Origin of the sequence: Cronobacter sakazakii (genome assembly GCF_000982825.1) — a bacterium.
In the GTDB taxonomy this organism is placed as follows: domain Bacteria; phylum Pseudomonadota; class Gammaproteobacteria; order Enterobacterales; family Enterobacteriaceae; genus Cronobacter; species Cronobacter sakazakii.
Genome location: NZ_CP011047.1, coordinates 868,791 through 891,510, shown reverse-complemented (window position 1 = coordinate 891,510; position 22,720 = coordinate 868,791). Strand labels below are relative to the sequence as shown.

At 59.1% G+C, this 22,720-nt stretch carries 23 protein-coding genes; 16 read left to right on the top strand and 7 right to left on the bottom strand.

The features are described from left to right. Nucleotides 1-35: 35 nt before the first annotated feature. From CSK29544_RS04160 to rraA, 7 genes are all read left to right on the top strand, one after another. Nucleotides 36-733, top strand: a protein-coding gene (locus CSK29544_RS04160) for an IS1-like element IS1B family transposase (RefSeq protein ID WP_095033700.1) whose coding sequence is annotated in 2 segments (ribosomal slippage) — nucleotides 36-285 and nucleotides 285-733 — 699 coding nt in all. Because the reading frame shifts where the segments join, the coding sequence is not laid out codon by codon here. 21 nt (nucleotides 734-754) lie between these two features. Next, entirely contained in the window at nucleotides 755-1,789 is a 1,035-nt protein-coding gene (gene cytR, locus CSK29544_RS04155) for a DNA-binding transcriptional regulator CytR (RefSeq protein ID WP_007872118.1), read from the top strand. Nucleotides 1,790-1,875: 86 nt separating this feature from the next. Continuing rightward, nucleotides 1,876-2,913, top strand: coding sequence for a cell division protein FtsN (ftsN, locus tag CSK29544_RS04150; protein ID WP_029039315.1), 1,038 nt, complete (start codon nucleotides 1,876-1,878; stop codon nucleotides 2,911-2,913). Nucleotides 2,914-3,004: 91 nt separating this feature from the next. Next, nucleotides 3,005-3,535, top strand: a complete 531-nt coding sequence (hslV, locus tag CSK29544_RS04145; protein WP_004385732.1) for an ATP-dependent protease subunit HslV — start codon at nucleotides 3,005-3,007, stop codon at nucleotides 3,533-3,535. Nucleotides 3,536-3,544: 9 nt separating this feature from the next. Then, the gene (gene hslU, locus CSK29544_RS04140; protein WP_004385733.1) at nucleotides 3,545-4,876 is read left to right on the top strand and encodes an ATP-dependent protease ATPase subunit HslU; all 1,332 of its coding nucleotides are present in this window, start codon (nucleotides 3,545-3,547) and stop codon (nucleotides 4,874-4,876) included. A gap of 175 nt (nucleotides 4,877-5,051) precedes the next feature. Then, nucleotides 5,052-5,984 (top strand): 1,4-dihydroxy-2-naphthoate polyprenyltransferase, encoded by a 933-nt coding sequence (gene menA / locus CSK29544_RS04135; RefSeq protein WP_007892464.1) that lies wholly within the window; start codon nucleotides 5,052-5,054, stop codon nucleotides 5,982-5,984. A gap of 92 nt (nucleotides 5,985-6,076) precedes the next feature. Continuing rightward, complete coding sequence (rraA, locus tag CSK29544_RS04130; protein WP_004385735.1) at nucleotides 6,077-6,562, top strand: ribonuclease E activity regulator RraA; 486 nt, start codon at nucleotides 6,077-6,079, stop codon at nucleotides 6,560-6,562. A gap of 50 nt (nucleotides 6,563-6,612) precedes the next feature. On the opposite strand, the gene zapB is transcribed toward rraA, so the two are convergent. Further along, nucleotides 6,613-6,852, bottom strand: coding sequence for a septal ring assembly protein ZapB (gene zapB / locus CSK29544_RS04125; RefSeq protein ID WP_004385736.1), 240 nt, complete (start codon nucleotides 6,850-6,852; stop codon nucleotides 6,613-6,615). Between the two features lie 435 nt (nucleotides 6,853-7,287). On the opposite strand from zapB, the gene CSK29544_RS04120 reads away from it, so the two are divergent. The 3 genes from CSK29544_RS04120 (at nucleotide 7,288) to CSK29544_RS04110 (ending at nucleotide 10,163) form a co-directional block, all read left to right on the top strand. Continuing rightward, a complete protein-coding gene (locus CSK29544_RS04120; protein WP_007892463.1) occupies nucleotides 7,288-8,136 on the top strand; it encodes an MIP/aquaporin family protein in 849 nt (282 codons plus the stop codon). A gap of 18 nt (nucleotides 8,137-8,154) precedes the next feature. After that, the gene (glpK, locus tag CSK29544_RS04115) at nucleotides 8,155-9,672 is read left to right on the top strand and encodes a glycerol kinase GlpK (protein WP_007798050.1); all 1,518 of its coding nucleotides are present in this window, start codon (nucleotides 8,155-8,157) and stop codon (nucleotides 9,670-9,672) included. Between the two features lie 128 nt (nucleotides 9,673-9,800). Then, nucleotides 9,801-10,163: a YibL family ribosome-associated protein gene (locus tag CSK29544_RS04110; protein WP_004385739.1), complete on the top strand. Its 363-nt coding sequence runs from the start codon at nucleotides 9,801-9,803 to the stop codon at nucleotides 10,161-10,163. A gap of 28 nt (nucleotides 10,164-10,191) precedes the next feature. Here the strand turns inward: CSK29544_RS04110 and CSK29544_RS04105 are convergent, their stop codons facing one another. Continuing rightward, the gene (locus tag CSK29544_RS04105) at nucleotides 10,192-10,476 is read right to left on the bottom strand and encodes a helix-turn-helix domain-containing protein (protein ID WP_007892462.1); all 285 of its coding nucleotides are present in this window, start codon (nucleotides 10,474-10,476) and stop codon (nucleotides 10,192-10,194) included. Continuing rightward, entirely contained in the window at nucleotides 10,466-10,786 is a 321-nt protein-coding gene (locus CSK29544_RS04100) for a type II toxin-antitoxin system RelE/ParE family toxin (protein WP_007892461.1), read from the bottom strand. Before CSK29544_RS04100 ends, CSK29544_RS04105 begins: the two co-directional genes overlap by 11 nt. A gap of 403 nt (nucleotides 10,787-11,189) precedes the next feature. Here CSK29544_RS04100 and lldP point away from each other — a divergent pair, with 403 nt between their 5' ends. From lldP to lldD, 3 genes are read left to right on the top strand one after another with little or no spacing between them, the layout of a single operon-like run. Further along, nucleotides 11,190-12,845: an L-lactate permease gene (gene lldP / locus CSK29544_RS04095; protein WP_007892459.1), complete on the top strand. Its 1,656-nt coding sequence runs from the start codon at nucleotides 11,190-11,192 to the stop codon at nucleotides 12,843-12,845. Beyond that, nucleotides 12,842-13,630 carry a transcriptional regulator LldR gene (gene lldR / locus CSK29544_RS04090; RefSeq protein ID WP_004385742.1) on the top strand — a complete coding sequence of 263 codons (789 nt, stop codon included), beginning with the start codon at nucleotides 12,842-12,844 and terminating at the stop codon, nucleotides 13,628-13,630. Before lldP ends, lldR begins: the two co-directional genes overlap by 4 nt. Next, nucleotides 13,627-14,832 carry an FMN-dependent L-lactate dehydrogenase LldD gene (gene lldD, locus CSK29544_RS04085; RefSeq protein ID WP_004385743.1) on the top strand — a complete coding sequence of 402 codons (1,206 nt, stop codon included), beginning with the start codon at nucleotides 13,627-13,629 and terminating at the stop codon, nucleotides 14,830-14,832. Before lldR ends, lldD begins: the two co-directional genes overlap by 4 nt. Before the next feature lie 320 nt (nucleotides 14,833-15,152). Here lldD and yiiM read toward each other — a convergent pair whose 3' ends face one another. Continuing rightward, entirely contained in the window at nucleotides 15,153-15,830 is a 678-nt protein-coding gene (gene yiiM, locus CSK29544_RS04080; protein WP_007899241.1) for a 6-hydroxyaminopurine reductase, read from the bottom strand. Nucleotides 15,831-15,900: 70 nt separating this feature from the next. Next, nucleotides 15,901-16,521 (bottom strand): superoxide dismutase [Mn], encoded by a 621-nt coding sequence (sodA, locus tag CSK29544_RS04075; RefSeq protein WP_015387089.1) that lies wholly within the window; start codon nucleotides 16,519-16,521, stop codon nucleotides 15,901-15,903. 372 nt (nucleotides 16,522-16,893) lie between these two features. Between sodA and rhaT the strand changes: the two genes are divergently transcribed. Continuing rightward, on the top strand, nucleotides 16,894-17,931 hold the full coding sequence (rhaT, locus tag CSK29544_RS04070; protein ID WP_029039314.1) for an L-rhamnose/proton symporter RhaT: 1,038 nt from the start codon (nucleotides 16,894-16,896) through the stop codon (nucleotides 17,929-17,931). Here rhaT and rhaR read toward each other — a convergent pair. Both rhaR and rhaS read right to left on the bottom strand, forming a co-directional pair. Continuing rightward, nucleotides 17,928-18,779 carry an HTH-type transcriptional activator RhaR gene (rhaR, locus tag CSK29544_RS04065; protein ID WP_007899235.1) on the bottom strand — a complete coding sequence of 284 codons (852 nt, stop codon included), beginning with the start codon at nucleotides 18,777-18,779 and terminating at the stop codon, nucleotides 17,928-17,930. The genes rhaT and rhaR overlap by 4 nt on opposite strands. A gap of 71 nt (nucleotides 18,780-18,850) precedes the next feature. Beyond that, nucleotides 18,851-19,687, bottom strand: a complete 837-nt coding sequence (rhaS, locus tag CSK29544_RS04060; protein WP_029039313.1) for an HTH-type transcriptional activator RhaS — start codon at nucleotides 19,685-19,687, stop codon at nucleotides 18,851-18,853. Between the two features lie 301 nt (nucleotides 19,688-19,988). On the opposite strand from rhaS, the gene rhaB reads away from it, so the two are divergent. Continuing rightward, nucleotides 19,989-21,461, top strand: coding sequence for a rhamnulokinase (rhaB, locus tag CSK29544_RS04055; protein WP_007899229.1), 1,473 nt, complete (start codon nucleotides 19,989-19,991; stop codon nucleotides 21,459-21,461). Beyond that, nucleotides 21,458-22,714 (top strand): L-rhamnose isomerase, encoded by a 1,257-nt coding sequence (locus tag CSK29544_RS04050; protein WP_007899226.1) that lies wholly within the window; start codon nucleotides 21,458-21,460, stop codon nucleotides 22,712-22,714. The genes rhaB and CSK29544_RS04050 overlap by 4 nt, the downstream gene beginning before the upstream one ends. Nucleotides 22,715-22,720 lie beyond the last annotated feature (6 nt).

The following is a 22,720-nucleotide window of genomic DNA, read 5'->3' as shown; positions in this document are numbered from 1 at the left end:
GATTTAGTGTATGATGGTGTTTTTGAGGTGCTCCAGTGGCTTCTGTTTCTATCAGCTGTCCCTCCTGTTCAGCTACTGACGGGGTGGTGCGTAACGGCAAAAGCACCGCCGGACATCAGCGCTATCTCTGCTCTCACTGCCGTAAAACATGGCAACTGCAGTTCACTTACACCGCTTCTCAACCCGGTACGCACCAGAAAATCATTGATATGGCCATGAATGGCGTTGGATGCCGGGCAACCGCCCGCATTATGGGCGTTGGCCTCAACACGATTTTCCGCCATTTAAAAAACTCAGGCCGCAGTCGGTAACCTCGCGCATACAGCCGGGCAGTGACGTCATCGTCTGCGCGGAAATGGACGAACAGTGGGGATACGTCGGGGCTAAATCGCGCCAGCGCTGGCTGTTTTACGCGTATGACAGGCTCCGGAAGACGGTTGTTGCGCACGTATTCGGTGAACGCACTATGGCGACGCTGGGGCGTCTTATGAGCCTGCTGTCACCCTTTGACGTGGTGATATGGATGACGGATGGCTGGCCGCTGTATGAATCCCGCCTGAAGGGAAAGCTGCACGTAATCAGCAAGCGATATACGCAGCGAATTGAGCGGCATAACCTGAATCTGAGGCAGCACCTGGCACGGCTGGGACGGAAGTCGCTGTCGTTCTCAAAATCGGTGGAGCTGCATGACAAAGTCATCGGGCATTATCTGAACATAAAACACTATCAATAAGTTGGAGTCATTACCGATGAAGTGAAGTCCAGAAAGCAGGTTGCTGCTGCAACCATGAAAGATGTCGCCGTTCGTGCCAGGGTTTCAACGGCGACGGTATCCCGTGCGTTAATGAATCCCGAGAAAGTCTCACAGGCCACCCGCAACCGTGTGGAGCAGGCCGCCATTGACGTGGGTTATCTGCCCGGTTCGCTCAACCGCAACCTGAAGCGCAACGAATCGCGCACCATTCTGGTGATTGTCCCGGACATCTGCGATCCTTTTTTCAGCGAAATCATTCGCGGCATAGAAGTCACCGCGGCGGACCAGGGCTATCTGGTGCTGATTGGCGACTGCGCGCACCAGAATCAGCAGGAAAAAACCTTCATCGACCTCATCATCACCAAGCAGATAGACGGCATGCTGCTGTTGGGCTCGCGCCTGCCGTTTGACGCCAGCAAAGAAGAGCAGCGCAATCTGCCGCCCATGGTCATGGCGAACGAATTCGCGCCGGAACTGGAACTGCCGACGGTGCATATCGACAACCTCACCGCCGCGTTCAACGCCGTCAATTATCTGCATGAGCTGGGGCATCAGCGGATCGCCTGTATCGCCGGGCCGGAAGAGATGCCGCTGTGCCATTATCGTCTGCAGGGCTACGTTCAGGCGCTGCGCCGCAGCGGTATGACGGTCGATCCGCACTATATCGCCCGCGGCGATTTTACCTATGAAGCGGGCGCGAACGCGCTGGAACAGCTGCTAAGCCTGCCGCAACCGCCGACGGCGATTTTCTGCCACAGCGACGTGATGGCGCTCGGCGCGTTGTCGATGGCGAAACGCCGCGGCTTTCGCGTGCCTGACGATCTCTCTATTATTGGCTTTGATAACATTGCGTTAGCCGAGTTTTGCGATCCGCCGCTCACCACCGTGGCGCAGCCGCGTTTTGATATTGGTCGGGAAGCGATGCTGCTGTTGCTCAGCCAGCTCAACGGACACACCGTCAGCAGCGGCTCGCGTCTGCTGGACTGCGAACTGGTGCTGCGCGGCACCACGCGCGCGCCGAAGCCGCGAAATTAACCGCCTTTAAGACTCCTTATCTGGTCAAAGGCCCGTCCCTTAAGTAACATGGCGGGCTGTTAACGAATGGATACAGCGAAACGATAGTGGCACAACGAGATTATGTACGCCGCGGACAGCCGACGCCCGCGCGGCGCAAGAAAACCAACACCCGCAAAAAGCAACGTAACCTGCCTGCTGTTTCACCGGCGATGGTCGCTATCGCAGCGGCGGCGCTGGTCGCCTTTATTGGCGGTCTGTACTTTATTACGCATCATAAAAAAGAAGAGTCGGAAACTCTGCCGGGCCATAAAGTCACCGGCAACGGCCTGCCGCCCAAGCCTGAAGAGCGCTGGCGCTATATCAAAGAGCTGGAAAGCCGCCAGCCAGGCGTGCTGAAGCCGACCGAGCCATCCGCGGGTGGCGAAATCATGAATCAGGATCAACTGACCGACGAACAGCGTCAGTTGCTCGACCAGATGCAGGCGGATATGCGCCGTCAGCCGACGCAGCTTAGCGAAGTGCCGTGGAACGAACAGACCCCGGCGCAGCGTCAGCAGACGCTGCAACGCCAGAAGCAGCTTCAGCAACAGCAGCAGATGCAGCAGTGGAATAACACCGCGCAGCAGCCGGTACGCACCGCGCCGCGTGTGGAAACGCCGCGCACGGAAGCCCAGCGCACAGAAACGCGTTATCAGCAGCCGCAGACCCGCACCGTGCAGACGCAGCAGCCCGCGCGTACCACCACGCAGCCTGCTCAACCGCCGCGCCAGCAGCAGACAACCAACGCGCCGTATCAGGATCTGCTCCAGACGCCGCCGCATACCACGCAGCGTGAAACCGCCCAGAGCAAGCCCGCGCAAACCGCGCCGGTAACGCGCGAGACGGAAGCCGCGAAGCCCGCCGAGAAGAAAGACGAGCGCCGCTGGATGGTGCAGTGCGGTTCGTTTAAAGGCACCGAGCAGGCCGAAACCGTGCGCGCGCAGCTGGCGTTTGAAGGATTCGACTCGCGCATTACGTCCAACAATGGCTGGAACCGCGTGGTCATTGGCCCTATCAAAGGCAAAGACAACGCCGACGGCACGCTCAACCGCCTGAAGATGGCGGGTCACTCAAACTGCATTCGTCTCGCCTCCGGGGGTTGAAACCCCCGAAACATCCCCCATCTATAATTGCATTCTGCCCTGCATCACTCGCAGGGCGCTGTCTTCAGCTTATGCAATAAGGGGTTTGCTCGTGACAACAATAGTAAGTGTGCGCCGCAACGGCCAGGTAGTGATCGGTGGCGACGGCCAGGCCACCCTGGGCAACACCGTAATGAAAGGCAACGTGAAAAAAGTCCGCCGTCTGTATAACGATAAAGTTATCGCGGGCTTCGCGGGCGGCACCGCCGACGCCTTTACCCTCTTCGAACTCTTCGAACGTAAACTCGAAATGCACCAGGGCCATCTGGTGAAAGCCGCCGTGGAACTGGCGAAAGACTGGCGTACCGACCGTATGCTGCGCCGCCTCGAAGCGCTGCTGGCGGTGGCCGACGAAAACGCCTCGCTGATTATTACCGGCAACGGTGACGTCGTGCAGCCGGAAAACGATCTGATCGCCATTGGCTCCGGCGGGCCTTACGCGCAGGCTGCGGCACGCGCGCTGCTGGAAAACACCGAGCTTGGCGCTCGTGACATCGTCGAGAAGTCGCTGGGGATTGCAGGCGATATCTGCATCTACACCAACCACTTCCTCACCATCGAAGAATTGAACTCCAAAGCGTAAGGACCTCACATGTCTGAAATGACCCCACGCGAGATTGTCAGCGAACTCGACAAACACATTATCGGCCAGGACGCGGCGAAGCGTTCTGTTGCTATCGCGCTGCGTAACCGCTGGCGCCGTATGCAGCTTAACGAAGAGCTGCGTCATGAAGTGACCCCGAAAAACATCCTGATGATTGGCCCGACCGGCGTCGGTAAAACCGAAATCGCCCGTCGTCTGGCGAAACTCGCCAACGCGCCGTTCATCAAAGTGGAAGCGACGAAATTCACCGAAGTCGGTTATGTCGGTAAAGAAGTGGATTCCATCATCCGCGATCTGACCGATTCCGCCATTAAAATGGTGCGCATGCAGTCGATTGAGAAAAACCGCTACCGCGCCGAAGAGATGGCCGAAGAGCGCATTCTCGACGTGCTGATCCCGCCGGCTAAAAACAACTGGGGCCAGCCGGAGCAGCAGCAAGAGCCGTCCGCGGCGCGTCAGGCGTTTCGCAAAAAACTGCGTGAAGGCGAGCTCGACGACAAAGAGATTGAAATCAATCTGGCCGCGGCGCCGATGGGCGTCGAAATTATGGCGCCTCCGGGCATGGAAGAGATGACCAGCCAGCTGCAGTCTATGTTCCAGAACCTGGGCGGCCAGAAGCAAAAACCGCGCAAGCTGAAAATCAAAGACGCGATGAAACTGCTGGTGGAAGAAGAAGCCGCCAAACTGGTGAACCCGGAAGAGCTGAAAGAGCAGGCTATCGAAGCCGTTGAGCAGCACGGCATCGTGTTTATCGATGAGATCGATAAAATCTGTAAGCGCGGCAATGTCTCCGGCCCGGACGTTTCCCGCGAAGGCGTGCAGCGCGACCTGCTGCCGCTGGTGGAAGGCTGCACCGTCTCCACCAAACACGGCATGGTGAAAACCGACCACATCCTGTTTATCGCCTCCGGCGCGTTCCAGGTGGCGAGCCCGTCCGATCTGATCCCTGAACTGCAGGGCCGTCTGCCGATCCGCGTTGAGCTGCAGGCGCTAACCGCGGAAGATTTCGAGCGCATCCTGACCGAGCCGAACGCTTCTGTCACCGTGCAGTACAAAGCGCTGATGGAAACCGAAGGCGTGCATATTGAATTCACCGACGACGGCATTAAGCGCATCGCGCAGGCGGCGTGGCAGGTGAACGAAACCACGGAAAACATCGGCGCGCGCCGTCTGCATACGGTGCTTGAGCGTCTGATGGAAGATATCTCCTATGACGCGAGCGATCTGGGCGGCCAGACGATTACTATCGACGCGGATTATGTGAGCAAACACCTGGATGCGCTGGTCGCAGATGAAGATCTGAGCCGTTTTATCTTATAATCGCGCTCAACGCATTTTCATCACTTTTGGTGAGGGCTTTTGCCCGCCGATGTGAGGTGCGGTAAGGCGGTCAGTCTGTTCCCGGCGTTCGCGCGCCGGGTTATTCAGGCGACGCCAGCCATCCGCAGCTTCGTCAGGCAGGCAAGCCCTCATTTTTATTGGCTCAGATCCGCTTATGAATACATCGACACACGCAGTAAATCGCACTCAGGCCTGGCTTGAAAGCCTGCGGCCACGCACGCTGCCGCTGGCGTTTTCCGCCATTCTCGTCGGCAGCGCGCTTGCCGGCTGGCAGGGCTATTTCGACCCCGTGATTACGCTGCTGGCGCTGCTGACCGCCGGGCTGCTGCAAATTCTCTCCAACCTGGCCAACGATTATGGCGACGCCGTCAAAGGCAGCGACCAGCCGGACCGCCTCGGCCCGCTGCGCGGCATGCAGAAAGGCGCGATTACCACACCGCAGATGAAACGCGCCATTCAGCTCACCGTGGCGCTGATTTGCGTGTCCGGGCTGGCGCTGGTCTATGTCGCCTGTCACAGCATGGCCGACGTGCTCGGGTTCCTGGCGCTTGGCGCGCTCTCTATCCTCGCCGCCATTACCTATACCGTCGGCACGCGTCCTTACGGTTATATGGGGCTTGGCGATGTCTCTGTGCTGATTTTCTTCGGCTGGCTGAGCGTGCTCGGCAGCTGGTATCTCCAGGCTCACACGCTGATTGCGCCGGTCTGGCTGCCTGCGACCGCCTGCGGACTGCTGGCCGCGGCGGTGCTTAATATCAACAACCTGCGCGATATCGACAGCGATCGCCGCAACGGCAAAAACACGCTGGCGGTGCGCCTCGGCCCCGTCGTCGCCCGCCGTTACCACGTGGCGCTGTTAGTCGGCGCGCTGGTCTGTCTCGCCGTGTTTAATCTGCTGTGGCTGCACAGTCTCTGGGGCTGGCTGTTCCTGCTCGCTAGCCCGTTGCTGGCACGTCAGGCGCGTTTTGTGCTGCGCGAAACCGAGCCTGCGGCGATGCGCCCAATGCTTGAGCGCACGGTGAAAGCGGCGCTGCTGGTGAATCTGCTGTTTATCATCGGGCTTATCGTCAGCCAGCAGCTGCGTTAACTGACCCGCATCAATTAACAATTGATGATTTTGCCAACAGCGCGCGTTAAGCGATATACTGACAGTTCTTGCAGCAACTGAACGTTAAACCTATGAAATACGATACTTCTGAGCTTTGTGACATCTACCAGGAAGAGGTCAACGTTGTGGAGCCTCTGTTCTCCAACTTCGGCGGTCGCTCTTCTTTTGGCGGGCAAATCATCACGGTGAAATGTTTCGAGGACAACGGGTTGCTGTATGAGCTGCTCGAAGAAAATGGCCGCGGACGCGTTTTACTGGTAGATGGCGGCGGTTCGGTACGCCGCGCCCTGATTGATGCGGAACTGGCGCGCCTTGCGGTGCAGAATGAATGGGAAGGGCTTGTCGTCTACGGCGCGGTGCGTCAGGTGGACGATCTGGCGGAGCTGGATGTCGGCATCCAGGCGCTGGCGGCGATCCCGGTGGGCGCTGCGGGCGAAGGCATCGGCGAAAGCGACGTGCGCGTCAATTTCGGCGGCGTGACCTTCTTCTCCGGCGATCATCTTTACGCCGACAATACCGGTATTATCCTTTCTGAAGATCCGCTGGATATCGAGTAACAAAAACGGGCGCCCTGAGCGCCCGTTCTTTTTGGTTCAAAGTGCGGTAATCACACTTCTTCCATTTTTCCCAGCAGCGCCTGCAGGCGTTCCTGCCAGACATGCTGCTGTTCACGCAGCTGGTGGTTTTCCTGCTCCAGCGCTTCGCGGCTACCCTGGGCGTTCTGAACTTCCTGAGCAAGTTGGTTGTTCTTGTCTTTCAGCTCTTCGATTTCCATCTGCAGCAGGGTGATAGTATCAACAGCCTGCTGAACTTTGGCTTCCAGTTTCTCAAACACTTCAAATGACATCGTCCTACCTCTCCTGAATTGCAAGGCGTTGATGGATAACTATCCTCGTCCCGGTGCCCGGCGACGCCTTAAATTAATCTGTGTGCACAACACTAGTCCCGATTGTATGAAGCCCTTGTGCCCCTGTCCAGCGACAACCCGCACGGATTGCGGTTTGCGCGCTTTTTCAGTCTAAACCGAGTGTATTCGCGACACGCTACGGTAAATTGTTAACATATGCGTTAATGAAATGATTCAGCTCTCACTTCATCCTGTCCGAAAAACACGCTATCGAGCGCGAAAACGCTCATTTTCTTGACGTGACACACACATTTTAATTTCGATATTTCTCGTTTTTGTTCGTTAACGATAAGTTAACACCATGTCTACATGACATCGTGGTCGTCTTCGACACCATGCATACAATAATCATCAATTAGCCTTCAGGACCCGATTATGAGTCAAACATCAACCTTAAAAGGCGAGTGCATCGCCGAATTCCTCGGTACCGGGTTGTTGATTTTCTTCGGTGTGGGCTGCGTGGCGGCGCTGAAAGTGGCAGGAGCCAGTTTCGGTCAGTGGGAAATCAGCATCATCTGGGGTCTGGGCGTGGCGATGGCCATCTACCTGACCGCAGGCGTTTCCGGCGCGCATCTTAACCCGGCGGTAACCATCGCGTTGTGGCTGTTTGCCTGTTTCGACGGGCGCAAAGTGGTTCCTTTTATTATTTCTCAGTTTGCCGGCGCCTTTTGCGCAGCGGCGTTAGTTTACGGGCTTTACTACAATCTCTTCCTCGATTACGAACAGACTCACCACATGGTTCGCGGCAGCGTCGAAAGTCTCGATCTGGCCGGTATTTTCTCGACTTATCCAAACCCGCACATCAACCTGGTGCAGGCGTTTGCGGTTGAAATGATCATTACCGCCATTCTGATGGGCGTTATCCTGGCGCTGACCGACGACGGCAACGGCATTCCGCGCGGCCCGCTGGCGCCGCTGCTGATTGGCCTGCTGATTGCGGTTATTGGCGCGTCAATGGGCCCGCTCACCGGCTTCGCCATGAACCCGGCGCGCGATTTAGGACCGAAGGCGTTCGCATGGCTCGCAGGCTGGGGTAACGTGGCCTTTACCGGCGGGCGTGACATTCCTTACTTCCTGGTGCCGGCCCTCGGCCCGGTCGTCGGCGCGGCACTTGGCGCGTTTGGCTATCGCAAACTGATTGGCCGCCATTTACCGTGCGACACCTGCGAGCCAGAAGCGGATAAACCTTCTGTCAGCAGCGCACAACAGAAAGCTTCGCTGTAACCGATTTACGGGATAAAAATGATGACTACAGAAAAAAAATATATCGTTGCGCTCGACCAGGGCACGACCAGCTCCCGCGCCGTCGTGCTGGATCATGACGCCAACATCGTCAGCGTCTCCCAGCGTGAATTTGAACAAATCTACCCGCGTCCAGGCTGGGTAGAACACGACCCGATGGAAATCTGGGCCTCCCAGAGCTCCACGCTGGTAGAAGCCCTCGCGAAAGCGGATATCAGTTCCGATCAGATTGCCGCTATCGGCATTACCAACCAGCGCGAAACGGCGGTGGTCTGGGAGCGTGAAACCGGCAAACCGATTCATAACGCCATTGTCTGGCAGTGCCGCCGTACCTCAGAGATTTGCGAAAAACTGAAACGCGACGGCATGGAAGATTACGTGCGCCAGGCGACCGGCCTCGTCATTGACCCGTACTTCTCCGGCACCAAAGTGAAGTGGATCCTTGACCACGTCGACGGCGCCCGCGAACGCGCTAAACGCGGTGAACTGCTGTTCGGCACCGTCGACACCTGGCTTATCTGGAAAATGACCCAGGGCCGCGTGCATGTGACCGACTACACCAACGCCTCGCGCACCATGCTGTTCAACATCCACGAGCTTGACTGGGATGACAGAATGCTGGAGGCGCTGGATATTCCGCGCGCCATGCTGCCGCAGGTGCGTAAGTCGTCTGAAGTGTACGGCCAGACCAACATCGGCGGTAAAGGCGGCACCCGTATTCCTATCGCCGGTATCGCGGGCGACCAGCAGGCGGCGCTGTTTGGCCAGCTCTGCGTGAAAGAAGGGATGGCGAAAAACACCTACGGCACCGGCTGCTTTATGCTGATGAACACCGGCGAAAAAGCGGTGGCCTCCACCCACGGTCTGCTGACCACCATCGCCTGCGGCCCGCGCGGTGAAGTGAACTATGCACTGGAAGGCGCGGTGTTTATGGCGGGCGCGTCAATTCAGTGGCTGCGCGACGAGATGAAGCTCATCAGCGACGCGTTTGACTCCGAATATTTCGCCACCAAAGTGAAAGACACCAACGGCGTCTATGTGGTACCGGCGTTTACCGGCCTCGGCGCGCCCTACTGGGACCCGTATGCCCGCGGCGCGATTTTCGGTCTCACCCGCGGCGTGAACTCGAATCACATCATTCGCGCGACGCTGGAATCCATCGCCTACCAGACCCGCGACGTGCTGGAAGCGATGCAGGCCGACTCCGGCATTCGTCTGCACGCCCTGCGCGTGGATGGCGGCGCGGTGGCGAACAACTTCCTGATGCAGTTCCAGTCTGACATTCTCGGCACCCGCGTGGAGCGCCCGGAAGTCCGTGAAGTCACCGCGCTGGGCGCAGCCTATCTGGCGGGTCTTGCGGTCGGCTACTGGCAGAATCTGGACGAACTGCAGGAAAAAGCGGTGATTGAGCGTGAATTCCGCCCCGGTATTGAAACCACCGAGCGTAACTACCGCTACGAAGGCTGGCGCAAGGCGGTTAAACGCGCCATGGCCTGGGAAGAGCACGACAAAGAGTAAGCGTTAACCTCATTGGTATCTCCCTTTTCTCCCGCCTTCGGGCGGGAGACTTTTCCCGCTTTTTTCATTCGTCCCCCGCAATTAGTGTATCCTTTGCAGCAATCCCCCTTTTCTGATGGTTTGTGTGAATGAAAGAGATCGAAAAAGCTGAAATTAAACGCCTGAGCGACCGCCTTGATGCCCTGCGTCACCAGCAGGCCGCCGTTTCCCTGACGGAAGCCGCCGATAAATACGCGGAGCTGGAGCAGGAGATCGCCACGCTGGAAGCGGAAATCGCGCGCCTGAAAGACGTGCGTACCGACAAGCTCAGCAAAGAAGCGCAGAAGCTGATGGCGATGCCGTTTAAACGCGCTATCACCAAAAAAGAGCAGGCCGATATGGGCAAGCTGAAGAAAAGCGTGCGCGGGCTGGTGGTCGTTCACCCGATGACCGCGCTGGGCCGTGAAATGGGCCTGAAAGAGATGACCGGCTTTGCGAAAAGCGAGTTTTGATCGGCGGGCCGCCACCTGGCGGCCGTGTTTAACCAGGAGAAAGTTTTAACGTAACGCCACAAGCCTGCGCATAATTCCGAAGCGTGTCGACGCTTGCCCCATGCGCATTATCTTCAAGCTGGCTGACCTCCGGCAGTGAAACACCCATTTTTTCAGCCACATCGTTTTTTGTGAGGCCTGCCTGTGTACGCATCGCAATAAGCAGGGCGCTTAGCTCTTCTTGACGTATTTGTTGCTCGTAAGCTGCCTGAACCGCTGCGTTTTCAAAGGCGCGCGCTTTCACCTGTGCAAAGGTGATACCTTTAACCGTCATGGCTGAGCTCCTCCAATCGTTTGAGTGCAATTTCGAATTCACGTAGCGGCGTTTTTTGCGTCTTTTTTATAAAAGTACGCAAAATAAAAATACGCTGGCCGGCTGCATAAGCAAAAAACGTACGAGCAATATCTTTACCGCCAACCCGCAGTTCGTACAAGCCCCCGCTCAGCGCACGCGAATCAGGATAACGCATCCGGAAGCCTTCTCGTTCAAGCTTTTCCAGCCCTCTCAATACTTTCGCCTGCATGACGGGATCAAGCGCGTAGAGCTCTTCCGCCGCGCCCGGATGAAAAATTAATTCAAACATGACGCGCTTCCCTGCACATAGTCACACTCCGGCATCATTCTCTGTCATACCTTCCGGGCTTCCCGCCGCTGGAATCGAAGATGATTTTACTGCGGTAAACGAAAGCAAACTGTTTTATGTGCGAGTATTGCGAGAGACATTCCACGCTTTCTCTAGACGAAAAACGAGATGTACTAAACCGTCAGTCATAACACACATTGGCCCAACCAATTCCCTCGCAAACTTACCGCCCACTCACAAAACCCCAAAAAAGCGCAACCAACGTGTTGCCGACACCTAACAAATAGTTAACATTTTGTTGTCATTCACCCTACAACAACACATTGGTTGGGCCACTTTTACAAATCCGCGCTAACAGAAGCACAGACTTCCGGCACGAATGAAGGCCCGCAGGAGATTCGCTATGCACCTCTGGCAGCAGAATTATGACCCGGCAGGTAATCTCTGGCTTTCGAGCCTGATTGCCGCTTTGCCGATCCTGTTTTTCTTTTTCGCGCTGATTAAGCTCAAGCTGAAGGGCTACATGGCGGCGACCATTACCGTCGCCATCGCGCTGCTGGTGGCGCTCTTTTTCTACAAAATGCCGGCGGAGCGCGCGTTCGCGTCGGTGATTTACGGCTTCTTCTACGGCCTGTGGCCTATCGCGTGGATTATCATCGCCGCGGTGTTCGTTTATAAAATTTCGGTGAAAACCGGGCAGTTCGATATTATCCGTTCGTCGATTCTCTCCATCACGCCGGACCAGCGTCTGCAAATGCTGATTGTCGGTTTCTCCTTCGGCGCGTTTCTGGAAGGGGCCGCAGGCTTCGGCGCGCCGGTGGCGATCACCGCCGCGTTGCTGGTGGGGCTTGGCTTTAACCCACTGTACGCCGCCGGGCTGTGCCTGATTGTTAACACCGCGCCGGTGGCGTTTGGCGCGATGGGCATTCCGATTCTGGTGGCAGGCCAGGTGACCGGCCTCGACAGCTTCCAGATTGGCCAGATGGTCGGCCGTCAGTTACCGTTCCTGACCATTATCGTGCTGTTCTGGATCATGGCGATTATGGACGGCTGGCGCGGCATTAAAGAGACCTGGCCCGCGGTGCTGGTAGCGGGCGGCTCGTTCGCTATCGCCCAGTATTTAAGCTCGAACTTTATCGGGCCGGAGCTGCCGGACATTATCTCCTCGCTGGTGTCGCTGGTCTGCCTGACGCTGTTTCTTAAACGCTGGCAGCCGGTGCGTATTTTCCGCTTCGGCGATATGGGCGCCTCGGTGGTCGATCAAACGCTGGCGCGCAAGCATTACACCGCAGGCCAGGTGGTGCGCGCCTGGACACCGTTCCTGTTCCTGACCGCCACGGTGACGCTCTGGAGCATTCCGCCGTTTAAAGCGCTGTTCGCCAAAGGCGGCCCGCTCTCAGACCTGGTGTTTAACGTCTCCGTGCCGTACCTCAATGGCCTCGTGGCCCGCATGCCGCCGGTCGTCGCAAAGGCCACCTCTTATGCGGCGGTCTATAAATTCGACTGGCTCTCCGCCACCGGCACCGCGATTTTCGTGGCGGCCATCATTTCGATTATCTGGCTGCGCATGAAGCCGAAAGCCGCTGTAGAAACCTTCGGCCAGACCATGAAAGAACTGGCGCTGCCGATTTACTCCATCGGCATGGTGCTGGCGTTCGCGTTTATCTCTAACTACTCCGGGCTCTCCTCGACGCTGGCGCTCGCACTGGCGCACACCGGCAGCGCGTTTCCGTTCTTCTCGCCGTTCCTCGGCTGGCTTGGCGTGTTCCTGACCGGTTCGGATACCTCGTCGAACGCGCTCTTTGCAGCACTCCAGGCCACGGCCGCCCAGCAGACCGGCGTCTCGGATATTCTGATGGTGGCGGCGAACACCACCGGCGGCGTAACCGGCAAGATGATTTCGCCGCAGTCTATCGCTATCGCCTGCGCGGCGGTGGGGCTGGTGGGCAAAGAGTCCGATCTTTTCCGCTTTACCGTGAAGCACAGTCTGGCGTTCACCTGCATGGTGGGGCTTATCACGCTGCTTCAGGCTTATTACTTTACCTGGATGATCCCATGACATTGATGACCCGGCGACTGGCCGACCATCTGGTGGAGCGCATTCGTGCGCTCATCACCGAGCGCGGGCTGGAAGCCGGAATGCGCCTGCCCTCTGAGCGACAGCTCGCGCAGGAGCTTGGCGTCTCGCGTAATTCACTGCGCGAAGCGTTACAGATTTTGATTCGCGACGGGCTGCTGATAAGCCGTCGCGGCGGCGGCACCTTTGTGCGCTATCAGCTGGAGCCGTGGTCGGAACAGCGCATCGTCCAGCCCATCCGTCACCTGATGGCGGACGATCCGGGGTATCGCTACGACATTTTAGAGGCCCGCCACGCCATTGAAGCCAGCACCGCGTGGTATGCGGCGCTACGCGCCACCGCGCAGGATAAAGAAAAGCTGCGCTACTGCTTCGACGCGATGTTGCAGTTTACCGAGCGCGACGACCCGGATCTCGCCTCGCAGGCCGACGTGCGCTTTCACCTGGCGATTGCCGAGGCGTCGCACAACGTGGTGCTGCTCCAGACCATGCGCGGCTTTTTCGATCTGCTGCAATCGTCGGTGATGGAGAGCCGTCAGCGGATGTATCTGCAACAGCCGATTTTCGCGCAGCTCACCGGCCAGCACCGCGAGATGCTGGAGGCGATCGAAACCGGCGATGCCGAACGGGCGCGCAACGCGACGCTGCGCCACCTCGGCTTTGTCCACTCCACGATTAAACAGCTTGATGAAGATGTCGCCCGCCAGGCGCGTGTCACCCGCCTGCCCGACGACGTAATGCAACCTTCCAGGGAGAATAAAGAATGATTATTTCCGCAGCCAGCGACTATCGCGCAGCGGCGCAGCGTATCCTGCCGCCGTTTCTGTTTCACTATATCGACGGCGGGGCCTACGCGGAATATACCCTTAAGCGCAACGTGGAAGATCTCTCGCAGGTAGCGCTGCGCCAGCGCGTGCTGAAAAATATGTCGGATTTGAGCCTTGAGACGACGCTGTTTAACGAAACGCTCTCGATGCCCGTCGCGCTGGGGCCGGTCGGGTTGTGCGGCATGTACGCGCGTCGCGGCGAAGTTCAGGCGGCGCGCGCGGCCTCGGCGAAAGGCATTCCGTTTACGCTCTCGACGGTGTCCGTCTGCCCCATTGAAGAAGTCGCGCCAGTGATGAACCGCCCGATGTGGTTTCAGCTCTACGTGCTGCGCGACCGCGGTTTTATGCGTAACGCGCTGGAGCGCGCCAAAGCGGCGGGCTGCTCAACGCTGGTGTTTACCGTTGATATGCCCACACCCGGCGCGCGTTACCGCGACGCCCATTCCGGTATGAGCGGCACCAATGCCGCCATGCGCCGCTACTGGCAGGCGGTGACGCACCCGCAGTGGGCGTGGGACGTGGGCCTGAATGGCCGCCCGCACGATCTCGGCAATATTTCCGCGTATCTTGGCAAGCCGACCGGGCTTGAAGATTACATCGGCTGGCTGGCGAACAATTTCGACCCGTCTATCTCGTGGAAAGACCTGGAGTGGATCCGCGAATTCTGGGACGGACCGATGGTTATCAAAGGGATCCTCGACCCGGAAGATGCCCGCGACGCGGTGCGCTTCGGTGCCGACGGGATTGTGGTCTCCAACCACGGCGGCCGCCAGCTTGATGGCGTGCTCTCGTCCGCCCGCGCGCTGCCCGCCATCGCCGATGCGGTGAAGGGCGATATCACCATTCTCGCCGACAGCGGCATCCGCAACGGGCTGGATGTGGTACGTATGATTGCGCTCGGGGCCGACAGCGTGCTGCTGGGCCGCGCGTACCTTTACGCGCTCGCGACCCACGGCGAGAAAGGCGTGGCGAATCTGCTGAATCTGATTGAGAAGGAGATGCGGGTGGCGATGACGCTGACCGGTGCGAAGTCGATTAAGGAGATCACGCGCGAATCGCTGGTGCCGTCGCCGGAATTTACGTCCGTTTTAGCGGATCTGCCCGCCGCCAGCGCGAAACCTGAGCAGGATGACGCGGCGTAAATGTTGATGATGTGAGGGTGGCGGGGTAAGTCGTGACGGGTAAATGACGACGGCGGGTGCGCTGCGCTTACCCGCCTTACCACGCGCCCTATAACGCATAGAGACGTGTTTCCCCAGGATAGGTAAGCGAAGCGCACCCACCAACAAACGCCGCCCCACTGCCCGTAGGGTGGGTAAGCAAAGCGCACCCACCAACAAACGCCGCCCCATTTCCCGCAGGGTGGGTAAGCAAAGCACACCCACCAACAAACGCCGCCCCATTTTCCCGTAGGGTGGGTAAGCGAAGCGCACCCACCAACGATTTTCGGATAACCCGCCTACTACCCTCTACCCCACAACCTGCGCGAAAAACTCTCGATCTTCCCGTTAAGACGCCGGTTTTGCAGCGTTTTCGCCCAACTGGCGGAAAGCCCGCCTGCGCTCAGGAGCCGATGATACTGCTCGTCATCGAATGGCGTATGCCACGCAATCGCGGCGGCCTCGCGCACGGAAATGGCGCTCACCCGCGACACCAGCTCCAGCGGCGCGTCGCTAAACACCTTTCCCTCGCCGATCACCCGGTAGAGCCAGCCGCAGCGCGCGGTATCCTGCATCCGGCCGGAAAGCTCGCTAATCCCCGAGTGAAAATTAACCTTAAAGCACGGCGAACGCGGCTGGGTGATCTGTATCAGCGCCTCGCCCCAGCGAAAGATATCGCCGATAAACGCGTTCTCTTCCGTAAGCCCCAGCGTTGAGAGATTCTCGCCAAATGCGGGCGGCGCGAACCACTCCGCCTGTTCCGGGTATTCACGCGCCCAGACGGCATAATGCTCGCGCGGGTAGTGGCACAGCGCGCGGTCCGCCCCGCCGTGAATTTTCTTCTCCGCCTGCTGATCGCCAACCAGCCCGCGGCGGGTAAGTGACAACTCGCCCTCCACCTGCACTTTGCCGATGGCGCTGGGCCTGCTGCCTTCATAGTCGCGGATTTTGCCGAGATACACCTGCACCGGGAAATACATACGCGCCTCCTTTTGCGGATATAAAAAAAGCGAGCCATCAGGCTCGCTTTTTACAGGTCAGGTTGCAACCTTATTTCTGAGAAGCGAAACGCGCTGCGGCTTCGTCCCAGTTAACCACGTTCCAGAACTCTTTGATGTAGTCCGGACGGCGGTTCTGGAATTTCAGGTAGTACGCGTGCTCCCACACGTCCAGGCCCAGGATCGGGTAGCCGGAAGCGCCGGAGATAGCTTCGCCCATCAGCGGGGAATCCTGGTTTGCGGTGGAAACAACAGCCAGTTTGTCGCCTTTCAGCACCAGCCACGCCCAGCCAGAGCCGAAACGGGTCGCTGCTGCTTTCTCGAACTCTTCTTTGAATTTCTCAACGGAGCCGAAATCGCGCTCGATAGCCGCTTTCAGGTCGCCCTGCAGGGTGGTGCCTTTTTTCAGGCCTTTCCAGAACAGGCTGTGGTTCGCGTGGCCGCCCGCGTTGTTACGCAGAACGGTTTTCTTGTCAGCCGGAACCTGATCCAGTTTGGTGATCAGCTCTTCAACCGGCAGATTCGCCAGCTCCGGCAGGCTTTCCAGCGCCGCGTTAGCGTTGTTGACGTAGGTCTGGTGGTGTTTGGTGTGATGGATTTCCATCGTCTGCTTGTCGAAATGCGGTTCCAGGGCGTCGTATGCGTACGGCAGGGATGGCAGTGTGTAACTCATATTCATCATCTCCATTATTGTCGGGCGGCATAGGTGTTAACGCCGCGTAAGCAGTGGGTTCATTATAGTTAATTAAATGATATTGAAAATGTTTATCAATGCCGCAGTTTTTATATGGTTATAACTTAACGCAATATTAGCCAAAAATGGACACCCTGCGCCGTTTTTCGCACATATTTCCAACGCTTAGGCATCGTCTGAATTCACCATAAAGTGTGATCCCCGTTCGGCTTACTCGCTGTTTTTTGCCACCCGTTAACGCTTCGCGGCAGCGCCCCGAAGGTGAAAGCGTGAGCGCCTCAATAGACTCGATTCGGTTAGGGGGCGGCTTTCGCTCCTGTCTGGTGCTATGACGGAAACGAGGACGACAGCATGAGTAACGCAATAACCATGGGCATACTGTGGCACTTGATTGGCGCGGCGAGCGCCGCCTGCTTTTATGCGCCGTTTAAGAAGGTACGGCACTGGTCCTGGGAGACCATGTGGTCAGTGGGCGGCGTGGTGTCCTGGCTGATTTTACCCTGGGTGGTCAGCGCGCTGCTGCTGCCCGATTTCTGGGCCTACTACCGCTCGTTCAGCGCCGCCACACTGCTGCCGGTGTTTCTGTTCGGCGCGATGTGGGGCATCGGCAACATTAACTACGGCCTGACCATGCGCTATCTCGGTATGTCGATGGGCATCGGTATCGCGATTGGTATTACGCTGATTGTCGGTACGCTGATGACGCCGCTGCTGAACGGCAAATTCGATGTGCTTGTCGGCACCGCGGGCGGGCGGATGACGCTGCTTGGCGTGTTCGTCGCGCTCGTTGGCGTCGCCATTGTCACACGCGCAGGCCAGCTGAAAGAGCGCCAGATGGGCATCAAAGCCGAAGAGTTTAACCTGAAGAAAGGGCTGGTGCTGGCGGTGCTGTGCGGCGTGTTCTCCGCCGGCATGTCGTTTGCGATGGACGCCGCGAAGCCGATGCATGAAGCCGCCGCCGCGCTGGGCGTCGATCCGCTCTACGTCGCGCTGCCAAGCTATGTCGTTATCATGGGCGGCGGCGCGCTGATTAACCTCGGCTTCTGCTTTATCCGCCTCGCGAAGGTGAAAAACCTGTCGATTAAAGCCGATTTCTCGCTGGCGAAACCGCTGCTTATCAGCAACGTGCTGCTCTCGGCGCTCGGCGGGCTGATGTGGTATTTGCAGTTCTTTTTCTACGCCTGGGGCCATGCGCGCATCCCGGCGCAGTACGACTACATCAGCTGGATGCTGCACATGAGTTTTTACGTGCTGTGCGGCGGCATCGTCGGGCTGCTGCTGCGCGAGTGGAAAGCCGCCGGGCGTCGCCCGGTCAGCGTGCTGAGCCTGGGCTGCGTGGTGATTATCGTGGCGGCGAATATCGTCGGGCTGGGCATGGCGACCAACTAACCGGCCATCGCACCCCACTGCTGACGCCACACCCGTGGCGTCACGCCCGTTTCACGGGTAAACACCACCGAGAAATAGTTACTGTCTTCAAAGCCGCAGCGCGCGGCGATTTCGCTTATCAGCAACGAGGAGTGGCGCAGCAGATACTGCGCCTGGCAAATGCGTAACTGGCGCAGGTACTGGCTGATGGTCATGCCCGTCTGCTGGCGGAACAGCTGGCGCAGCGGACGTTCGGCAATCTGATAATGACTGCAAAAGTGCTGTAAATCGAACGGCACGTCGAGGCTGTTGCCGAGCGCGGCCATCAGCAGATCCAGCGTTTCTCCCTCGCCCGGCCCCGTACCGCCCGATGGCTGGTAACGATGACGGCGAAGCGTAATCGCCAGCTGTAAAAAGAGGCTTTCGGCAAGGCAGTGCGAGAGCGCGTCTTGCTTCGGGCTTTCATGCTCAAGCTGGTCAATCACCTGGCGCGCCTGCACCATGCCCTGACTGCTGAGCCGCCAGCGCGGGTCGCCGTTCACGCCGCGCGGGTTTTCCAGCAGATCGCGCCAGTTGACGTTCAGTTGCAGGCGTTCGGGGCAGTAGATGATGTTATGTAGCACCAGATCGTTAACCGACTGGTAGCTGTGGCGGTCTTCGGCGCGGATATAAAAGAGATCGCCGCAGGTGATGCGGTAAGGCCTGTCATTCAGCACATGCAGCCCGTTGCCGCGCCACACCAGCACCAGTTCGCAGAACTCGTGGGTATGCTCGGCAAAAACGTTTTGCGGGTAGCGGTCAGCCACGACGACCGGCTGGGTGGGTGTCGCGAAGAAATCCGCTTTCCTGAGCACTAACTGAGAGGCCACAGCGTATCTCCGGGGCAAATGGCTGCAAAGTATGCGTTTTTTCGCCGCGGAAAACGGTGATTTCCTTCGCGTTACTGGGTTTGCCCGTCGCGCCCCTGGCGAATATCGCGCGGCGACCACGAAAACTCGCGCCGGAAGAGCGTGGAGAAGTGGTTGCTGTCGCCAAAGCCGCACTGATAGGCGATATCCGTGACGCTCTCTTCGCTGTGGCGCAACAGATAGCGCGCTTTCATCAGGCGCAGACGGTTAAGGTAGCGCTGCGGCGTCAGCCCGGTGCGCTGCTTAAGCTGGCGGTGCAGCGTGCGCAGCGACAGCCGGTGATGGTCGGCGAGCTGCTCCCAGCAAATCTCTTCCGCGTAATGTTCCTCAAGCCAGGCGATAAGCTGGTTCAGCCGTTCATCAGGGCGGCCGTCGCCCTGCGCATGCGCGCCGCTACGCAGCAAAATCAGCAGTTGCATAAAGAGCATCTCCATGCTGGCGATGGCGTGGACGTCGCTGCTTTCTCGCAGCGCTTCCAGTTGTCCGACCAGCGGGCGGGCCTGATGCAGCGTCTGCTGGCTGACGCGCCAGTGCGACGGATAGTGACCGTCCTGCTCCTGCGGCAGAAGCTTTTCAAGCCCCGACAGGAAACTGAACGCCTGCGGCGAGCGATACAGCACATTGGTCAGGCAGAGGTTTTCGGTGTGCTCGTAGAGATGACGATCGTGGTCGCGCACAAAGCAGACGGAGCCGCCGCTGAGCGTATACGGCTGACCATTAAACACATGCGTGCCGGTGCCGTGCTCAACGATGACAATCTCATAAAAATCATGATGATGCTCAGGAAAAGCCGCCTGCGGAAGACGCGGTTCAATGGTCACCGACGCTGCGCCGGATGGGAAAAAATCAACGCTCTGTAGTACCGTCATCATTGCCCCCGCATTCTGTGAAACCTGCCTGATAGTAGATAACGGTTCTCACTGACACCTTAAATTTTCGACGCCAAAACGCGCAAAGCCTGTCGGTTTTTTAAGAAACACCGTGAAATTTCTGGAAATGCGGCGCGGCTCACACCCCGGCCAGCCAGGCGGCCAGACGCCATTTTGTGAACTCCCTCACGTTCATCTTTGCCTCCTTGCCAGCGCGTTTAACGCACTGTCCGTGGAGTGAAGGTGCGCCGCCGCGCCGCTCCCTAGACTGGCGTCAGAGATTCCAACAAGGACCCCAACCATGACTATTCGCCATAGCGTCGCGGTCGATCTGGGGGCGTCCAGCGGCCGCGTGATGCTGGCCCGCTACGACAGCCACGGACAGCGCCTGACGCTTGAGGAAATCCACCGTTTCGCCAACGGCCTGCGCCGCGTGGACGGCTTCGACACCTGGGATGTGGATGCGCTGGAGCGTGAAGTGCGCACGGGGCTGGAGAAAGCCTGCGCGCGCGGCGTCGCTATCGACAGCATCGGCATCGACACCTGGGGCGTCGATTATGTGTTGCTGGATGCGCGCGGCGAGCGCGTCGGCCTGCCGGTGTCGTATCGCGACAGCCGCACCGACGGCCTCATGGCCCGCGCGGAGCAGCAAATGGGCCGTGAGGCGATTTACCGCCGCACCGGCATTCAGTTCCTGCCGTTTAACACGCTGTATCAGTTTCGGGCGCTGGTAGAGCAGCAGCCGGAGCTGGTTGGCCGCGTGGCGCATGCGCTGCTCATCCCGGATTACCTCTGCTACCGGCTTACGGGCGCGCTGAACTGGGATTACACCAACGCCACCACCACGCAGCTTATCAATATCAATACCGATAACTGGGACGAGACGCTGCTCGACTGGGCGGGCGTGCCGCACCACTGGCTCGGCGCGCCGACGCATCCGGGCAACGTGATCGGCCACTGGCGCAGCGCGCAGGGCGTCGAAGTGCCGGTGGTTTCTGTGGCGACGCACGACACCGCCAGCGCGGTGATCGCCGCGCCGCTGGCGACGCCGGACGCGGCGTACCTTTCCTCCGGCACCTGGTCGCTGATGGGTTTTGAGAGCAAAACGCCGTACACCGATGACCGCGCGCTCGCGGCCAATATCACCAACGAAGGCGGTGCCGAAGGGCGTTACCGGGTGCTGAAAAACATCATGGGGCTGTGGCTGTTGCAGCGCGTCTGCCAGGAGCAGCAGATTACCGACCTGCCCGCCCTTATCGACGAGGCGCGCGCGCTTGCGCCCTGCCGCTTTGTGGTGAACCCCAATGACGACCGCTTTATCAACCCGGAAAACATGAGCCGCGAAATTCAGGCCGCCTGCCTGGCGCGCGGCGAGCCTGCGCCGCAAAGCGCGGGAGAGCTGGCGCGCTGTGTTTTTGACAGCCTGGCGCTGCTGTATGCCCGCGTGCTGGAAGAGCTCACCGCCCTGCGCGGGCGGCCGTTCACGGTGCTGCATATCGTCGGCGGTGGCAGCCAGAACCCGCTGCTGAATCAGCTTTGCGCCGATGCCTGCGGCATTCCGGTGCTGGCAGGCCCGGTGGAGGCCTCCACGCTCGGCAATATCGGCTGCCAGCTGATGGCGCTGGATGATATCGCCGATGTCGACGCGTTTCGCCGCGTTGTGACCGCCAGCCAGACGCTGACCCCTTTTCACCCTCAGACGGACAGCGAAATAGCGCGCCACGCGGCGCAGGTATCGCCGTCCCGTCAAATCAGGAAGGAGCTTTACGCATGACCACTCACATTCATCAGGCCTGGGAAATGGCGAAGCAGCGCTTCGCCGCCGTTGGCGTCGATGCCGAAGCCGCACTACGCCAGCTCGACCGCCTGCCGGTTTCCATGCACTGCTGGCAGGGCGACGACGTGGCCGGGTTTGAAAACCCGCAGGGGCAGCTCACCGGCGGCATTCAGGCGACCGGCAACTATCCGGGCAAGGCGCGTAACGCCGAAGAGCTGCGCGCCGATCTCGACCAGGCGCTGCGCCTGATCCCCGGCCCCAAACGCCTGAACCTACACGCCATCTATCTGGAATCCGACACGCCGGTCGCCCGCAATGAGATCAAACCGGCACATTTCGCAAACTGGGTGGCGTGGGCGCGCGAGCGCCAGCTGGGGCTGGATTTCAACCCGTCGTGCTTCTCGCACCCGCTGAGCGCCGACGGCTTTACGCTCTCGCACCCTAACCCGGAAATTCGCCAGTTCTGGATTGAGCACTGCCAGGCGAGCCGCCGCGTGTCGGCGTCGTTTGGCGAACAGCTCGGCACACCGTCGGTAATGAACATCTGGATCCCGGACGGCATGAAAGATACGCCAGTGGACCGCCTGGCGCCGCGCCGCCGCCTGCTCGCCGCGCTGGATGAGGTTATCCGCGAAAAACTCAACCCGGCGCACCACATCGACGCGGTAGAGAGCAAGCTGTTCGGCATTGGTGCGGAGAGCTACACCGTCGGCTCAAACGAGTTTTACCTGGGCTATGCCGCAAGCCGCCAGACCGCACTGTGCCTCGACGCTGGCCATTTCCACCCGACTGAAGTGATCTCCGACAAAATCTCCGCCGCAATACTCTACGTGCCGCGCCTGCTGCTGCACGTGAGCCGCCCGGTGCGCTGGGACAGCGATCATGTCGTGCTGCTGGATGACGAAACCCAGGCCATCGCCGGCGAAATTATTCGCCATGACCTGTTTGACCGCGTGCATATCGGCCTCGATTTCTTCGACGCCTCCATCAACCGCATCGCGGCGTGGGTGATTGGCACCCGCAATATGAAGAAAGCGCTGCTGCGCGCGCTGCTGGAGCCGACCGCGCAACTGCGTCAGCTGGAGCTCGAAGGCGATTACACCGCGCGTCTGGCGCTGCTCGAAGAGCAGAAATCGCTGCCGTGGCAGGCCGTCTGGGAGATGTACTGCGAGCGCCACGACACGCCAGCCGATGCCGCGTGGCTCTCCGCCGTCCGCCACTATGAACAACATGTGTTAAGCACGCGCTAAGGAGCA

Coding starts and splice junctions, on each gene's coding strand:
- hslU (WP_004385733.1), top strand. CDS start 3,545: ATGTCTGAAATGACCCCACGCGAGATTGTCAGCGAACTCGACAAACAC.
- menA (WP_007892464.1), top strand. CDS start 5,052: ATGAATACATCGACACACGCAGTAAATCGCACTCAGGCCTGGCTTGAA.
- rraA (WP_004385735.1), top strand. CDS start 6,077: ATGAAATACGATACTTCTGAGCTTTGTGACATCTACCAGGAAGAGGTC.
- zapB (WP_004385736.1), bottom strand. CDS start 6,852: ATGTCATTTGAAGTGTTTGAGAAACTGGAAGCCAAAGTTCAGCAGGCT.
- CSK29544_RS04120 (WP_007892463.1), top strand. CDS start 7,288: ATGAGTCAAACATCAACCTTAAAAGGCGAGTGCATCGCCGAATTCCTC.
- glpK (WP_007798050.1), top strand. CDS start 8,155: ATGATGACTACAGAAAAAAAATATATCGTTGCGCTCGACCAGGGCACG.
- CSK29544_RS04110 (WP_004385739.1), top strand. CDS start 9,801: ATGAAAGAGATCGAAAAAGCTGAAATTAAACGCCTGAGCGACCGCCTT.
- CSK29544_RS04105 (WP_007892462.1), bottom strand. CDS start 10,476: ATGACGGTTAAAGGTATCACCTTTGCACAGGTGAAAGCGCGCGCCTTT.
- CSK29544_RS04100 (WP_007892461.1), bottom strand. CDS start 10,786: ATGTTTGAATTAATTTTTCATCCGGGCGCGGCGGAAGAGCTCTACGCG.
- lldP (WP_007892459.1), top strand. CDS start 11,190: ATGCACCTCTGGCAGCAGAATTATGACCCGGCAGGTAATCTCTGGCTT.
- lldR (WP_004385742.1), top strand. CDS start 12,842: ATGACATTGATGACCCGGCGACTGGCCGACCATCTGGTGGAGCGCATT.
- lldD (WP_004385743.1), top strand. CDS start 13,627: ATGATTATTTCCGCAGCCAGCGACTATCGCGCAGCGGCGCAGCGTATC.
- yiiM (WP_007899241.1), bottom strand. CDS start 15,830: ATGTATTTCCCGGTGCAGGTGTATCTCGGCAAAATCCGCGACTATGAA.
- sodA (WP_015387089.1), bottom strand. CDS start 16,521: ATGAGTTACACACTGCCATCCCTGCCGTACGCATACGACGCCCTGGAA.
- rhaT (WP_029039314.1), top strand. CDS start 16,894: ATGAGTAACGCAATAACCATGGGCATACTGTGGCACTTGATTGGCGCG.
- rhaS (WP_029039313.1), bottom strand. CDS start 19,687: ATGACGGTACTACAGAGCGTTGATTTTTTCCCATCCGGCGCAGCGTCG.
- rhaB (WP_007899229.1), top strand. CDS start 19,989: ATGACTATTCGCCATAGCGTCGCGGTCGATCTGGGGGCGTCCAGCGGC.
- CSK29544_RS04050 (WP_007899226.1), top strand. CDS start 21,458: ATGACCACTCACATTCATCAGGCCTGGGAAATGGCGAAGCAGCGCTTC.